We start from the raw sequence: 13,244 nt of genomic DNA on the forward strand, positions 1-13,244 counted from the left end.
AGCGCGTATCCTCCAGCGGCTGTTTTACCCGCCGTTATCCCAATCTGGCGCGGATCCAGCCGCTCAACGCATCCACCAGCAACACCATTGCCAGCATCGCCAAGATCACGCTGGCAGCCTTGGATTGCTGGAATAGGCTGAGGGTGACGTGCAGCATCTGTCCCAGCCCGCCGGCGCCAACAAAACCAAGCACCGCCGCCATGCGGATGTTGTTTTCCCAGCGATACAGCGTGTAGGACAGCCACTGGGGTAGAACCCCGGGTAGGGTGCCGTAGACAAAGGCAGCCACGCGCCCGCTGCCAGCCTCGCGTAGCGCCTGCGCTGGCGCCGATGGGGTGTTCTCCAGCGCTTCGGCAAACAGCCGGCCCAGCACGCCGGTGGTGTGTAGCGCCAATGCCAGCGTGCCGGCAAAGGGCCCCAGGCCGGCGGCCAATACCATCAGCGCGGCCCAGACCAGCTCGGGGACTGAGCGCAGTGCATTGAGCTGCAGCCGACAGAAGGCGCGCGCGCCTGCGCCCATGCGCCCGGCAGCCAGCAGACTGAGCAGTGCCCCGAACAGGGCCGCCAACAACGTGCCGATGGCGGAGATGGCCAGCGTCTCAAGTGCGCCCCGCCACAGCTTGAGTAGCCAGGCCGGGCTGGTGTCCGGCGGGAAAAAGGCGGCGGCGTAGTCGTGCATCTGACGGCGACCGTCGGCGGTCAGTAGCGCGCTGAGATCCAGCTGCAGCCAGATGAACGACGCGGCAATGGCTGCCAGCAGCAGGCACAGAATGAAAAGGTTTCCGCCGGCGCGCTTCATGCCAGCCTCCGCCGCAGCTGCAGGCTGATCTGGTCGGCCAGCAGGACCAGCAGGAGAAAGGTCATCAGGATGCTGGCGACTTCGCCGCCGGCGAACATACGCAGGGACAGGTCGATCATCTGGCCAAGGCCGCCTGCGCCGACAAAGCCCATGACCACCGAGGCGCGCACCGCGCACTCCCAGCGGTACAGGGTGTAGGACGTCAGCTCCTGTGCCGCGTTCGGCAGCAGGCCATAGAAAAAGGCGGACAGGCGCGAGCTGCCAGCCAACAGCAGGGCGCGGGCAGGTGCCGGATCAACCGACTCCAGTATCTCGGCGTACACCTTGCCGAGCATGCCGCTGTAGGTGATGGCAATGGCCAGTACCCCGGCCGTTGGGCCGAGGCCGACCGCACGCACAAACAGCAGTGCCCAGACAATCTCCGGAATGCTGCGCAGCACCATCAAGAGTAGGCGCACCGGGTAGCGCAGGAACTGCCCGAGTACGCCTGCGCGGTCACTGAGCAGGCGTGAGACGGAGAGGGCGCGGGTGGCGAGTAGCGCGGCTGGTATGGCCAGCAGTAGTGCCAGTGTCATCCCGGCGGTTGCCATGGCCAGCGTCTCCAGCGTGGCCTTGCCGAGCAGGCGCAGAAAGTCCGCATCGCGCGCCGGCGGCCAGAACCCGGCAAGAAAGCGACCCATGGTGTCCAGGTTTTGGCTGCTGAACAGCACCTGCGGCCGAAACTCGGCGAGCTGCAGCCCCGGCCACAGCAAAGCGATCAGCAGCAGGGTGATCAACGCTCGCGGGAGAGCGGCCGGATCGCGTGACTGCCATTGGCTGCTTTGTCGGATCATCGGCTGGCTCAGCAGCGCCCGGGGCGCAGTGCGCCGGCCTGGCTGTGTGAGGTTGGCGCGGCGCTGGCCAAACTATCGTTGGCGTACAGGGCAGCCAGGTCGGCCTGGCTGACCTCGCCGCTGGCCTTGTCGAACAGCACGCGGCCATCGCGTAGGCCAAGTACTCGGGGGAAGTGACGCAGGGCCAGATCGACCGCATGCAGGCTGGCTACCAGCGGGATGCCGCGCTCGCGCGCCACCGCACCGAGCAGGCCCAGGGTGTGGTCGGCCAAGACCGGGTCCATGGCTGATACCGGTTCGTCGGCGAGCAAGAGATCGGGTTGCTGGTAGAGGGTACGAGCAATGCCGACACGCTGGAGTTGACCGCCTGAGAGCTGATCGCAGCGCTGAAACAGTTTGTCGGCCAGGTCAAGGCGCGCCAGCTCCTGTCGGGCGCCGGCGGCGTCGACGGGATAACACAGCGAGAGCAGTGCGCGCAGCAGCGACCATTGGCCCAACCGCCCGGCCAGCACCGCTGTCACCACCCGCTGGCGCGGGGGCAGGGGCGGGCTCTGATGGATCAGGCCGATGCGACTGCGCAGCCTGCGCAGGCCGCGGCCGGAGAGGCGGGAGGGCTGCTGGTCCAGCAGGCTGATGCTGCCACTGACTGGCTGCAGGCTGGTGCTCAGCAGGCGCAGCAGGGTGGTTTTACCTGCCCCGGAGGGGCCGATGATTGCCAGCTGTTCACCGGCTGCCACCTGTAGATCAATCGCTTGCAGCGCGCTCTGCCCGTTGGGGTGAGCATAACTCACCCCAGACAGGCGCAGACTCACTCCAGCAGGCCGGCAGCGCGGGCGGCTTGCTCGATGCCCTCGTAGTTCTCGGCCGCGGTGGGGATAAAGCGAGACGCGCGCTGCAGGTCGAGGATGGCCTTGTGCTCGGGGTTTTCCGGGTCCAGCGCCAGGAAAGCAGCCTTGATGCGCTCTACCAGCTCCGGCTCCAGGTCTCCGCGTACGGTCCAGTTGTAGTCATAGTAGGTTGGCGTGGTGCTGTAGACACGCACCTTGTCGGTGTCGACTTTGTTTTCTTCCAGCAGCTTGTCCCAGACCGACGAGTTGAGCACACCGGCGTCGACCTTGCCTGATTCTACCCAGGCCACGGTCGCGTCGTGGGCCCCGGAGAACCCGACGCGGCTGAAGAAGGTGTCGGGGTCGATGCCGTCCTGCTGCAGGAAGTAGCGCGGCATCAGGTGGCCGGAGGTGGATGACACCGAGCCGAAGGCAAAGCTCTTGCCCTCCAGGTCGGCGTGGCTCTGCACGGCCGGGTCAGCGGTGATAAAGGTGCTGGTAAAGACCTCATCCTGCTCGCGTTGTACCAGGGGGATGGCGTTGCCGGTGCGCAGCTTGGCTTGCACAAAGGTAAAGCCGCCAAGCCATGCCAGGTCCAGGCGCTTGGCTGCCAGCGCCTCTACGACGCCGGCATAGTCGGACACCGGCTGAAAGACCACCGGCATGCCCAGCTCGGCTTCCAGATATTGGCCCAGCGGCTCGAACTTGCGCTGCAGCTCGGTGGGCGCCTCATCAGGGATGGCGGAGACCCGCAGGGTGGTGGTCTCGGCCTGGGCCGTGGCGGTGAACAGGGTGGCGACAGACAGGCACAGGCCGGCCAGCAGCGCCGTGGGGCGATTGCGTGTGGACATGGTTTTTCTCCGGTTCAATAGCGGATGACTCGGGCCCGAGGTCCACTCGAGCGAGGTGTGTGCAGAGTGTAGTGAAAAAAGCGGCCCGGGCGAAGCAGAGTGTTTTGCCGTATCGCCTATACTGGCCGACCATTTCTGCGGAGGACAGGCCATGAGCTGGCCCCTGGCTGCCAATTTGTCGTTGTTGTTTCCTGAACTGCCCCTGACAGAGCGTGTTGCCGCTGCCCGGCAAGCGGGCTTTGACGGGGTCGAGATCCAGTTTCCCTATGACACGCCAGCTAAACAGCTGGCGTCTGCGCTGGCTGCCGCAGAGCTGCCGCTGGTGCTGATCAATCTGCCGGCGGGCGACTTTGTCCAGGGCGGGCCAGGGCTCGCTGCTGTGCCGGCGCGCCAGGCCGAGTTTGATGCGGCCCTGGCCCAGGCACTGAGCTACGCTGCCGAGGCGCACCCCCAGCGGATCAACGTGTTGCCCGGGCGCCAGGCCGAGGGTGTTGAGCGCGCCAGCGCACTGGACTGTCTGGTTGCCAACCTGCGGCGCACCGCCGATGCCTTCGCCGAGCTCGGGATCGGCGTGTGCTGCGAGGCAATCAACCGGCTGGATATCGAAGGCTTTCTGATCTCGGGTTCAACCGAGTTGGCCGAGCTGATCGCCGAGGTGGATCACCCCAACTGCAGCGCGCAGTTGGACTTCTACCATATGGCACGCATGGGTGAAGCGTTGCCGGCCTCGGTCGCTGTGCTGGCCGGGCGCATCGGGCATGTGCAGTTTGCCGATGTGCCCGGTCGCGGGGCGCCCGGCAGTGGTGAGATGGATTTTGAGGCGGCGTTAAACGCACTACGTCAGGCGGGCTATGAGGGTTGGCTGGCGGCTGAGTACCGACCGGCGGTTGCGGCTGAGGCTGCGGAGCTGCAGTGGCTCGTTCAGTGGCGTCAGCAGGGTTGGGCCAAGGCTGGAGAAGCCTGAACACGGGCTGCTGCGGTCAAACGCCCGGGCCGCAGCGCACCTCGCGGGCGGTCGCCAGCTTTTTGCCGCTGGCATCCAGCAGCCAGCCAGCAGGCTGCCAGCCCCGTCGTGAGGCATGGAACTGATAGTGCTGCCCTGCTGCAAAGTCGGCGTATTCGACGGCAAGAATGCAGCGCCGCTCGCCCGTGCTGAAGCTGCCACTGACGTCGCCACCGCCGCCGGGCACCTCGAAAAACAGCCGTACCTCGAGGCGGTGCTCGCCAGGCTTCAGGTCGGGGAACTGCAGGCCACGTACCGGCTCACCGTCCAGGCGAGAGGCCTGTACCCGGTTGGCAGCTTCGGTCTTCAGGCTAACGCGGGCGTGCGCGTTGTCCAGCGGTGGCAGTGGGGCAGCTGCGCAGGCAGATAGCAGCACAGTCAGTGGCAGGGAAAGCAGGGATTTCAAATTCAGCGGACTCCGTTGAGGCTTTCCATACGCAGCGCCCGTTCGATATCCAGGCCGATGATCAGTACGCCAACGATGGCGTCGGTTTGTGGGTGGCGAACGCTGGTGCTGATATGGAGCTGATAACGCTGGGTTGACTGATCGTACGCCAACTGCCCCATGTAGGGGCGGTCGGTAGTGGCAAAAAAGGGCTCGGCAAACTTGGCCTCATCGCCTTGCCAGTAGTCGGTGGTCAGGTTGCTGACGGCGACGTTCAGCCCCTGCTGGTCGGTCAGCAGTATTTCACTGATCAGGCCTTCATGTTCTGCCTGGCGCGCGCGCAGCCAGTCGGCGACCGCGTTGTTGAGCACACTGTCGATCAGCGGCCCGCTGCCGTTCGCCTGCTCCTGTTGCCACTGTTTATCGCGGGCGTGGATCTGCGGCATGCTGAGCTGGTTGTGCTGGCTGTTGTGCTGTAGGACGGCATCGAGCAGGCGCGGTTCCTGTTTCCAAGGGCTGAAAAGCTCTGCATACAGCTGCTGCAAACGCTCGCGCTCATCGGCCTGTAGTACACCGATTTCCGGCAGGCAGCCGAATACCTGCTGGTTGAACTGATCAAGAAAGCCTGGGTGGCGTGCAAGATAACGGTTGGAGAAGTAAACGCCGAGCGTGGTGTAGCGCTGAAATCGCGCATGCCGTGGACGCAGTACGGTCGGTTGGCGGGTCAGTTCAATGCGCAGGGTTTGCTGGTCCGCGAGGAAGGCGTCAATGCGGCCGCGCTGCAGCAGTTGTAGCAGTTGGCTGGTGCTGCTCACCAGCGGCTCCACGCGGTAGCCTTGCTGCTGCAGCCAGTTAGCCTCGTTGCTGCCGCGGATACCCGCGACACGGAGCGGCGCGCGTCCGCCATCGGCGTTCAGTGGCACGGGCTGGTTGCTGTACCAAAACCATTTTTCCAGTGCCAGCGGTGCCGACAGGGTGGCAAAGCTGCTGGCCCTGTTCATGCTGGTAGCGGAAAAAAAACCGTCTGCCTTGTCATCACTGACCTCATGGATAGCGCGCTCCCAAGGCAGCACGCGAATCTCGTACTGCAGATTCATTGCCTCGAAGATGCAGGCCAGTGCCGTCACCGAGCTGCCGCTCAGACGGTCCCCTTCACGCACCTGATAGGGCGGAAAAATATCCGTGTTCAGGCGTAGCGGGGCAGCGCCAGCGAGGCCGTTGGTGAGCATCAGCAGAAAGAGCAGCAGGGCGCGAAGCATGAAAGACGTCCTTGGGCAGTCAGGCTTTGTTAAGGAGGCACTGATTAATTCCACACGCCTTAACTATAGGGTATGAACCGGTGTTCATAAACCGGATTGCTGGCAGTTGATCAAGCGTACCGATAGCACTGGCAGGAAGGGAGTTGGCGATGCATGATATTCACCCTGTTTATTATCAACCAGTCTGCCCATCACGCAGACAGTGGAGGAGGCTCGCATGCAACAACTTCAGGGCAAGGTGGCGGTTATCACCGGCGGTGGTAGCGGTCTGGGACGTGAGTTGGCGCTATGCTGCGCGGCACGCGGCATGAAGCTGGTGCTGGGCGACGTAGACGAAAACGGCATGCAGGAAACCCTGCGCCTGGTCGAGGCGCAAAGCCCGGGCACCGAAACGGCCACCATGCGCCTGGATGTCTCCAAGCTGGAGCAGTTGCAGGCGCTGGCGGAGCTGTGCACCTCGCGCTTTGGCGCAGCTCACGTGCTGTTCAATAACGCCGGCGTGAGCGTTGGCGGCGCGGCCTGGGAAAACACCGTCGATGACTGGGAATGGGTCATGGGTGTCAACCTGTATGGCGTAGTCTGGGGCGTCAAGGTGTTTACCCCGATCATGCTGGAGCAGGGTGAAGGTCATATCGTTAACACTGCCTCGGCGGCGGGTTGGGTGAATGGCCCGAACATGTCGGTGTACAACGTGACCAAGCACTCGGTGGTGGCGCTGTCCGAAACTCTGGCGCTGGACCTGCGTGACGCCGGTGCCAATGTCGGTGTGACTTGCCTGTGCCCGGCGTTCTTCCCCACCGGTATTCACGAGTCGGCGCGTAACCGCCCGGCAGACAAGGGTGATACCGTTGAGCTGAGCGAAACCGCGCTCAAGCGTGCCGAGCTGACCAAGGCGGCGATTCAGAAAGGCCGGATTCAGGCGTCTGATATTGCCGAGATGACGGTCAAGGCGGTGGAAGAGGATCAGTTCTATGTCTTCCCGCATCGCAAGATCAAGCAGCTGATCGGTCTGCGTGCGCAGGCAGCAGCCGATGAGAAGACCGTTTTCGATTCGATGAATCCGTAACGCTCTGCTGGTTGCAGAAGAACCCCGGCGCTCTCGCCGGGGTTTTTTATTGTCAGCCTGCCAGCGCCAGACGTTGCTGGCTGCTGGTCGCTGGTGCTTGCAGCACAAAACGCTCGACAGCCGCGCGCATGTCCTGCCAGGCGGTCTTGTGTTCCATATCCAGAAAGTGACCGGTGTGGGCAATGCCGATGAACGCGGCGTTGGGCGCCAGGTCGGCAAAATGCCGTGCGTCTGCCGGTCCGGTGTACCTGTCCCACTCGCCGTTGATAAACAACAATGGAATGTCGATGTTGCGCACGCAGCGCATGTACTGACCGGCGTCCAGCTCCAGCACCTGGCGGATATGAAACAGCATCTGGCCGTACTCGTGTTCGTCCAGACTGCTGACATGACGGAAGTTGCAGCGCTTGTAGAGCGACGGTAGATGCTCGCCAATGGTCTCGTTGATCAGCTCGCCGATCGCCTGGCGGTTGCAGGTGGCCAGATGGGTCTTGCCGCGTGCGAGATAATCTTGCATGGCCGGGTTGAGCACCGGCGCAAAGGAGGTCACCACAGCCCGGCGAATCCGCGCAGGGCGCTGCGCCAAGGCCAGCATCGCCGCGACGCCGCCCCAGGAAAAAGACATCAGATGATCGGCGCGAAAGTGCTCGATCAGATCCAGCAAAATCAGTGCTTCGTCTTCCTTGCCAATCAGCGGCAGGTTGGGGTTGTGGGCTCGCGAGTGGCCGCTGTAGGGCTGGTCAAACAGGACCACGTTGAACAGTGGCTGCAGGTAGCGCAGGGTCTGGCCGAAGGAGGCGGCGGTGGCCAGTGAGCCATTGACCAGGATGATGGTCGCCTCGGTCTCGGTATTGGGGTAGAACCAGGTGTGCACCTTCAAGTCACGGTGCACGCGAATAACGGCTTTCTCAGCGTACATGGGCACCTCGGTGTCAGTCGGTCAGCGCACGCCGATGGCGCGCAGGTCAGAATCGACACCAGCTAACCCCAGACAGATGACAGCGACGTGTCACCGGAGCGCCGTTCAGGCGATCTTCACGGGGTTGTCATCTGTTGCAGGCAGGAGGTCAGCGCGCAGGTCCAGTCGGGTTGGGCGATACCGCATTCGCGTTGCAGGCGAGTGCAGTCCAGAACCGTTGATGCAGGGCGCTGCGCAGCGGTGGGATACTCGGCGGTAGTCAACGGTGTAAGCTTGGGCGCCTGCTTGAGCAGGCCCAGCTGCACCGCGTTGGCGAAGATGCGTTGGGCAAAGTCGTACCAGCTGCAGGGCGGGTTGCCGCTGTAATGGAAAACCCCGTGAGCGTCGGGCAGATCTGCCAGTTTCCACAGGGTTTGGGCGATGGCCTGCGCGGGTGTCGGCCCCCCGGTCTGATCGCAGACGATGCCCAGCTGCTGGCGCTCGGCGCCGAGGCGCAGCATGGTTTTGACAAAGTTGTTGCCGTGTACGCCGAACACCCAGCTGGTGCGCAGCACCAGCGCCTGCTCACCCAGGGCCAGTGCCGCCTGTTCGCCCGCCAGCTTGCTGGTGCCGTAGACGTTAAGCGGCTTGCAGGGGGCGTCTTCTGTTAGCGGGGCGCCTGTGCCTCCAGCGAAGACATAGTCGGTGGACAGCTGAAACAGCCGTGCGCCAATGGCACCGGCTGCCGCGCTCAGGTGCTCGACGGCGCTGGCGTTGATGGCGAAGGCGCGTTCGGGGTCGCTCTCGGCGCGGTCTACGGCGGTGTAGGCAGCGGCGTTGATGATCAGCTCGGGACGCCATTGGCTCAGCAACTGGCTGATCTGCTGCGGCTCGCTCAGGTCCAGCTCATGGGAGGTGGGCGCCAGGCACTCAATGCCCTGCGGCTGGCAGGCCAGCAGGGCATGGCCGACCTGCCCGCTGGCACCGGTGACGAGTACGCGCATCAGCTCTGGCTACCTTCCAGCAGGGTTTGCAGTGTGGGGTTCTGGCGGTCTTTGTCAGACAGCTTTGGCTCGCTGACGGGCCAGTCGATTGCCAGGGCCGGATCATTCCACAGCACACCGCCTTCGTCCTGCGGCTGGTAGTAGTCAGTGCATTTGTACTCGAAGTCGGCTATCTCGCTGAGCACGCAAAAGCCATGGGCGTAGCCCGGCGGTACCCACATCTGCAGGTGGTTGTCGTCTGAGAGAATGGCCGAGGCGTGCTGCCCGCAGGTCGGTGAGTCCGGGTTGATATCCAGTACCACGTCGAACACGCAGCCGCGGCTGACCCGCACCAGCTTGCCCTGCGGACGGCTGCGCTGGAAATGCAGGCCACGCAGCACTCCGCGTGCCGAGCGGGAGTGATTGTCCTGCACAAAGGGCTGGGTAATGCCCAGCGCTGCGTAGCGCTCGGTCTGAAAGGTTTCAATAAAGAAGCCTCGGCTGTCGCCGAACACCCGAGGCTCCAGGATCAGCACGCCGGGCAGGGCGGTTTCGCGTACCTTCATGGCTTGCCGTCCTGCTGCAGCAGACGCAACAGGTACTGGCCGTAGCCCGTTTTGCTCAGGGCGCTGGCCTCGGCGCGCAGAGCCTCGGCGCTGAGCCAGCCCTGACGGTAGGCAATTTCCTCCAGGCAGGCAACTTTCAGGCCCTGCCGCGCCTCGATGGTCTGCACAAAGGAGCTGGCGTCCATCAGCGAGTCGTGGGTGCCGGTGTCCAGCCAGGCGAAGCCGCGCCCCAGCAGGCTGACGTTGAGGTCGCCGCGCTCCAGATACGCCATGTTCACGTCGGTGATTTCCAGTTCGCCCCGGGCGGATGGTTTGATGCCGCGGGCGATCTCGATCACGTCGTTGTCATAGAAATACAGGCCGGTGACGGCGTAATTGGATTTGGGCTGGGCCGGCTTTTCTTCAATCGATACCGCCATGCCCTGCTCATCAAATTCGACCACACCAAAGCGTTCGGGGTCGCTCACGTGGTAGCCGAACACGGTGGCGCCGCTGCGGCGCTGGGCCGCTTCGTTGAGCATGGCGCTGAAGCCGTAGCCGTAGAAGATGTTGTCGCCCAGAATCAGGCACACGTTGCTGTCACCGATGAACTCCTCACCGATCAGAAAGGCCTGGGCCAGCCCGTCGGGAGAAGGTTGCTCGGCGTAGCTGAGGTGAATACCAAAGTCGCTGCCATCGCCCAGCAGGCTGCGAAAGTTGGGCAGGTCATGCGGGGTGGAGATGATCAGAATCTCGCGGATGCCGGCCAGCATCAGCACCGACAGCGGGTAATAGATCATCGGCTTGTCGTAGATCGGCAGCAGCTGCTTGGAGATGCCGCGGGTAATCGGGTGCAAGCGCGTGCCGGAGCCGCCGGCCAGTATGATGCCTTTCATGATCGCATCCTGTTGTTGGAATCAGTCCTGAGTATGGCCCAAGCGCCCCAACTGATAACTGCCGCTGAGCACGTTCTGCCACCACGGGCGGTTAAGCAAATACCATTCCACGGTCTTGCGAATGCCGCTTTCAAAGGTCTCCTGCGGTGTCCAGCCGAGTTCGCGCTGTATTTTTGACGCATCAATGGCGTAGCGGCGGTCGTGCCCCGGCCGATCCTTGACGAAGGTGATCAGCTCGCGGTAGCTGGCAAGCCCTGCCGGGCGCTCATCCGCCGCCAGTTCGTCGAGCAATTGGCACAGGGTGTCGACGACCTCGATATTGCGTTTTTCGTTGTGCCCGCCAATGTTGTAGGTCTCCCCCACGGCGCCCCGGGTGGCCACCTCGATCAGGGCGCGGGCGTGATCCTCGACGTACAGCCAGTCGCGCACCTGGCCGCCGTCACCGTAGACCGGCAGCGGTTTGCCTTGCAGGGCGTTGAGGATCATGTGCGGAATCAGCTTTTCCGGAAAGTGATAAGGCCCGTAGTTGTTGGAGCAGTTGGTCACCACCACAGGCAGGCCAAAGGTGCGCTGCCAGGCGCGGACCAGGTGATCTGACGCCGCCTTGCTGGCAGAGTAGGGCGAGCTGGGGGCGTAGGCGGTGGTTTCGGTAAAGAGATCGTGTTCGCCCTCAAGGTCACCGTACACCTCGTCGGTAGATACATGATGAAAGCGAAAGGTCGCGCGGCGCTCGGCTGGCAGGCTCAGCCAGTATTCGCGGCAGGCTTCCAGCAGGCTGTAGGTGCCGACGATGTTGGTCTGGATGAATTCGCGCGGCCCGTCGATGGAGCGGTCAACGTGCGATTCGGCGGCCAGGTGCATGACAATATCCGGTTGAAAGTCGTGCAGCAGCGCGCTCATGGCCGTCTGATCGCCGATATCCTGGCGGGCAAAGCGGTAGCGGGGTGACTGCTCGACCGGGGCCAGCGACTCCGGGTTGCCTGCGTACGTCAGTTTGTCGACGTTCAGCACCTGATGCGCTGTACTGGTAATCAGGGTGCGGATGACCGCAGAGCCGATAAAACCGGCGCCGCCGGTGATCAGAAGTTTGAGGGGGCTGGGGTGCTGGCTGGCTGGCAAGATAATTGCCTCCTATACGGAATCGAGCGCCTGGCGTCAGGTTTTGGTCAGGTGCGGTGTTGTTTGTACACACTCAGGGATTGTTGGTAGATGATCGGGCGATGTAAAGGCATAACTGGAGCGCGGCCGTGTTAAGCGTCAATCGGTTCGAGCCGCAGCCGCAGGATCGGCTGTTCAACTCCGAAGCGTTCTTTCGGCTGCATGCGCCTGATTGCGCGTTCTACTTTCAGTGGATGCTCAAGGGCCGGGTCGCCATGTGTCTGCATGTCAGCGAGGTTGCAACGGCGCAGGTTCGCTCGCCACGGCGCGGCACCTTTGGTGCCGTCAGTTTTTTTGAGGACGTGGCGCTGCCCGAGCTGGAGGCCTTTTTGCTGGGGGTGACGCGCTTTTTGCAGCAGCAGGGCATCCGCCGCCTGGAGTTGCTGTTGCCGCCGGCCGCGCATGCTGACGAGCGGGTGGCCGAGCAACACTTTGTGCTGCGCTCGCTGGGCTTCAGCGAAACCCTCTGTGATGTGAACTACGCCATCAGCGTGGATGAGCGTCCGCTGTCGCAGCGGCTGAATTATGCCAACCGTAAACGCTTGAACAAGTGTGTGCGTGACGGGTTCAGCGCAGGGCCGATGGACGCCAGCTCGCTGGCTGAAGTCTACGAGCTAATCCAGCGCAATCGGCAGAGCAAGGGCTACCCCATGACCATGACGCTACCGCAGCTGTCCGAGATGCAGACACTGTTCCCGGCTCAGGTGCTGCTGTACGGCTGTCATGCCGGCGACACCCTCGCTGCTGCGGCGCTGTGTCTGCAGGTGTCGCCTGCCGTACTTTACGTTTTTTATTGGGGAGACGACGCTCAGTTCTCTGGTTACAGTCCTGTCACCTTACTGGCGGATGCCATCTACAGCGACTGTCAGCATAAGGGCGTTGCCTTGCTGGACATTGGCACGGCCAGTGAGGATGGGCAGGCGAATCAGGGGCTGATTCGTTTCAAGCGCGGCCTGGGCTGCGAGGCATCATTGAAATTCAGACTGGAGAAGATCCTTGAGCCGTGACTTGCAGCAGTATCAGCAGGAATATCATGCCTTGCCCTTTGAGGCGACGCAGCTTAGCTACCGCCGGCGCGTGGTACTTGAGCAACTGGCCGCTCGCGCGCCCGAGCATGTGCTGGAAGTGGGCTGTGGCCTGCGCCCATTGTTTTGCGAGGTAGAGCCGTTTAGCTCCTTCACCGTGGTTGAACCGGCCAGTGAGTTTGCTGCCCATGCTCGCCAACTGGCTGGTGATGACGGGCGGGTGCGGATCATTGAGCAACGGCTGGAAGAGGCGGTTGACCAGATCGAGCAAAAACCGGACATGATTATCGTCAGCAGCCTGCTGCACGAGGTCGAGAACCCGCAGAGGCTGCTTTCAGCGGTACGCGCGCTGTGCCACGCCGAGACGCTGGTGCACGTCAACGTGCCGAATGCCTACTCACTGCACCGCTTGCTGGCGGTCGAGATGGGCTTGATTGCCGACCCGTTCGAGCGCTCGGCAACCCAGGCGCGAATGCAGCAGCACAGCACCTTCTGTCAGGCGTCGCTCACGACGCTGCTCGAATCTGCCGGCTTTGTCGTGCAGGACAGTGGCAGTTTCTTCATCAAGCCCTTTACCCATGCACAGATGCAGCAGCTGTGCGAGCAGGGGGTGCTGACCGAGGCGCACCTTGAGGGGTTGTTCAGGCTGTGTCGGCGCTTACCGGAATTCGGCTCGGAGATCTATGCCAATGCCAAACGCAGCTGATGTTATTTTA

At 63.0% G+C, this 13,244-nt stretch carries 15 protein-coding genes; 4 read left to right on the plus strand and 11 right to left on the minus strand.

From position 1 onward, the window contains the following. Window positions 1-34 precede the first annotated feature (34 nt). The 4 genes from phnE (CNQ84_RS03560) to CNQ84_RS03575 are packed head-to-tail and all read right to left on the minus strand — an operon-like array spanning window position 35 to window position 3,310. On the minus strand, window positions 35-799 hold the full coding sequence (gene phnE, locus CNQ84_RS03560) for a phosphonate ABC transporter, permease protein PhnE (RefSeq protein ID WP_096003537.1): 765 nt from the start codon (window positions 797-799) through the stop codon (window positions 35-37). After that, window positions 796-1,632, minus strand: coding sequence for a phosphonate ABC transporter, permease protein PhnE (gene phnE / locus CNQ84_RS03565; RefSeq protein ID WP_096003538.1), 837 nt, complete (start codon window positions 1,630-1,632; stop codon window positions 796-798). Before phnE (CNQ84_RS03565) ends, phnE (CNQ84_RS03560) begins: the two co-directional genes overlap by 4 nt. An 8-nt stretch (window positions 1,633-1,640) precedes the next feature. Further along, complete coding sequence (locus CNQ84_RS03570) at window positions 1,641-2,444, minus strand: phosphonate ABC transporter ATP-binding protein (RefSeq protein ID WP_096003539.1); 804 nt, start codon at window positions 2,442-2,444, stop codon at window positions 1,641-1,643. Further along, the gene (locus tag CNQ84_RS03575) at window positions 2,441-3,310 is read right to left on the minus strand and encodes a putative selenate ABC transporter substrate-binding protein (protein WP_096003540.1); all 870 of its coding nucleotides are present in this window, start codon (window positions 3,308-3,310) and stop codon (window positions 2,441-2,443) included. Before CNQ84_RS03575 ends, CNQ84_RS03570 begins: the two co-directional genes overlap by 4 nt. 151 nt (window positions 3,311-3,461) lie before the next feature. On the opposite strand from CNQ84_RS03575, the gene CNQ84_RS03580 reads away from it, so the two are divergent. Further along, window positions 3,462-4,274 (plus strand): hydroxypyruvate isomerase family protein, encoded by an 813-nt coding sequence (locus tag CNQ84_RS03580; RefSeq protein ID WP_096003541.1) that lies wholly within the window; start codon window positions 3,462-3,464, stop codon window positions 4,272-4,274. Window positions 4,275-4,290: 16 nt separating this feature from the next. Here CNQ84_RS03580 and CNQ84_RS03585 read toward each other — a convergent pair whose 3' ends face one another. Together CNQ84_RS03585 and CNQ84_RS03590 are read right to left on the minus strand one after the other, a co-directional pair. Next, a complete protein-coding gene (locus tag CNQ84_RS03585; protein WP_096003542.1) occupies window positions 4,291-4,719 on the minus strand; it encodes a PA0061/PA0062 family lipoprotein in 429 nt (142 codons plus the stop codon). 2 nt (window positions 4,720-4,721) lie between these two features. Next, window positions 4,722-5,957, minus strand: a complete 1,236-nt coding sequence (locus tag CNQ84_RS03590; RefSeq protein WP_096003543.1) for a substrate-binding periplasmic protein — start codon at window positions 5,955-5,957, stop codon at window positions 4,722-4,724. A 217-nt stretch (window positions 5,958-6,174) separates the two neighbouring features. On the opposite strand from CNQ84_RS03590, the gene CNQ84_RS03595 reads away from it, so the two are divergent. Continuing rightward, complete coding sequence (locus tag CNQ84_RS03595) at window positions 6,175-7,023, plus strand: SDR family NAD(P)-dependent oxidoreductase (protein WP_096003544.1); 849 nt, start codon at window positions 6,175-6,177, stop codon at window positions 7,021-7,023. 52 nt (window positions 7,024-7,075) lie between these two features. On the opposite strand, the gene CNQ84_RS03600 is transcribed toward CNQ84_RS03595, so the two are convergent. The 5 genes from CNQ84_RS03600 to rfbB form a co-directional block, all read right to left on the minus strand. Then, window positions 7,076-7,942: an alpha/beta fold hydrolase gene (locus tag CNQ84_RS03600; protein ID WP_096003545.1), complete on the minus strand. Its 867-nt coding sequence runs from the start codon at window positions 7,940-7,942 to the stop codon at window positions 7,076-7,078. 116 nt (window positions 7,943-8,058) lie between these two features. Next, window positions 8,059-8,925 carry a dTDP-4-dehydrorhamnose reductase gene (rfbD, locus tag CNQ84_RS03605; protein WP_096003546.1) on the minus strand — a complete coding sequence of 289 codons (867 nt, stop codon included), beginning with the start codon at window positions 8,923-8,925 and terminating at the stop codon, window positions 8,059-8,061. Next, window positions 8,925-9,470, minus strand: coding sequence for a dTDP-4-dehydrorhamnose 3,5-epimerase (gene rfbC, locus CNQ84_RS03610; protein ID WP_096003547.1), 546 nt, complete (start codon window positions 9,468-9,470; stop codon window positions 8,925-8,927). The genes rfbD and rfbC overlap by 1 nt, the downstream gene beginning before the upstream one ends. Next, entirely contained in the window at window positions 9,467-10,345 is an 879-nt protein-coding gene (gene rfbA, locus CNQ84_RS03615; RefSeq protein ID WP_096003548.1) for a glucose-1-phosphate thymidylyltransferase RfbA, read from the minus strand. Before rfbA ends, rfbC begins: the two co-directional genes overlap by 4 nt. Window positions 10,346-10,366: 21 nt before the next feature. Continuing rightward, a complete protein-coding gene (gene rfbB / locus CNQ84_RS03620) occupies window positions 10,367-11,464 on the minus strand; it encodes a dTDP-glucose 4,6-dehydratase (RefSeq protein WP_235827179.1) in 1,098 nt (365 codons plus the stop codon). Between the two features lie 128 nt (window positions 11,465-11,592). Here rfbB and CNQ84_RS03625 point away from each other — a divergent pair, with 128 nt between their 5' ends. Together CNQ84_RS03625 and CNQ84_RS03630 are read left to right on the plus strand one after the other, a co-directional pair. After that, window positions 11,593-12,510, plus strand: coding sequence for a GNAT family N-acetyltransferase (locus tag CNQ84_RS03625; protein ID WP_096003549.1), 918 nt, complete (start codon window positions 11,593-11,595; stop codon window positions 12,508-12,510). Beyond that, on the plus strand, window positions 12,500-13,234 hold the full coding sequence (locus CNQ84_RS03630; RefSeq protein WP_096003550.1) for a class I SAM-dependent methyltransferase: 735 nt from the start codon (window positions 12,500-12,502) through the stop codon (window positions 13,232-13,234). The genes CNQ84_RS03625 and CNQ84_RS03630 overlap by 11 nt, the downstream gene beginning before the upstream one ends. The last annotated feature ends 10 nt before the right edge of the window (window positions 13,235-13,244 follow it).

Origin of the sequence: Pseudomonas abyssi (genome assembly GCF_002307495.1) — a bacterium.
GTDB lineage: Bacteria > Pseudomonadota > Gammaproteobacteria > Pseudomonadales > Pseudomonadaceae > Halopseudomonas > Halopseudomonas abyssi.

Coding starts and splice junctions, on each gene's coding strand:
- CNQ84_RS03575 (WP_096003540.1), bottom strand. CDS start 3,310: ATGTCCACACGCAATCGCCCCACGGCGCTGCTGGCCGGCCTGTGCCTG.
- rfbA (WP_096003548.1), bottom strand. CDS start 10,345: ATGAAAGGCATCATACTGGCCGGCGGCTCCGGCACGCGCTTGCACCCG.
- CNQ84_RS03590 (WP_096003543.1), bottom strand. CDS start 5,957: ATGCTTCGCGCCCTGCTGCTCTTTCTGCTGATGCTCACCAACGGCCTC.
- rfbD (WP_096003546.1), bottom strand. CDS start 8,925: ATGCGCGTACTCGTCACCGGTGCCAGCGGGCAGGTCGGCCATGCCCTG.
- CNQ84_RS03580 (WP_096003541.1), top strand. CDS start 3,462: ATGAGCTGGCCCCTGGCTGCCAATTTGTCGTTGTTGTTTCCTGAACTG.
- CNQ84_RS03595 (WP_096003544.1), top strand. CDS start 6,175: ATGCAACAACTTCAGGGCAAGGTGGCGGTTATCACCGGCGGTGGTAGC.
- rfbC (WP_096003547.1), bottom strand. CDS start 9,470: ATGAAGGTACGCGAAACCGCCCTGCCCGGCGTGCTGATCCTGGAGCCT.
- phnE (WP_096003538.1), bottom strand. CDS start 1,632: ATGATCCGACAAAGCAGCCAATGGCAGTCACGCGATCCGGCCGCTCTC.
- CNQ84_RS03600 (WP_096003545.1), bottom strand. CDS start 7,942: ATGTACGCTGAGAAAGCCGTTATTCGCGTGCACCGTGACTTGAAGGTG.
- phnE (WP_096003537.1), bottom strand. CDS start 799: ATGAAGCGCGCCGGCGGAAACCTTTTCATTCTGTGCCTGCTGCTGGCA.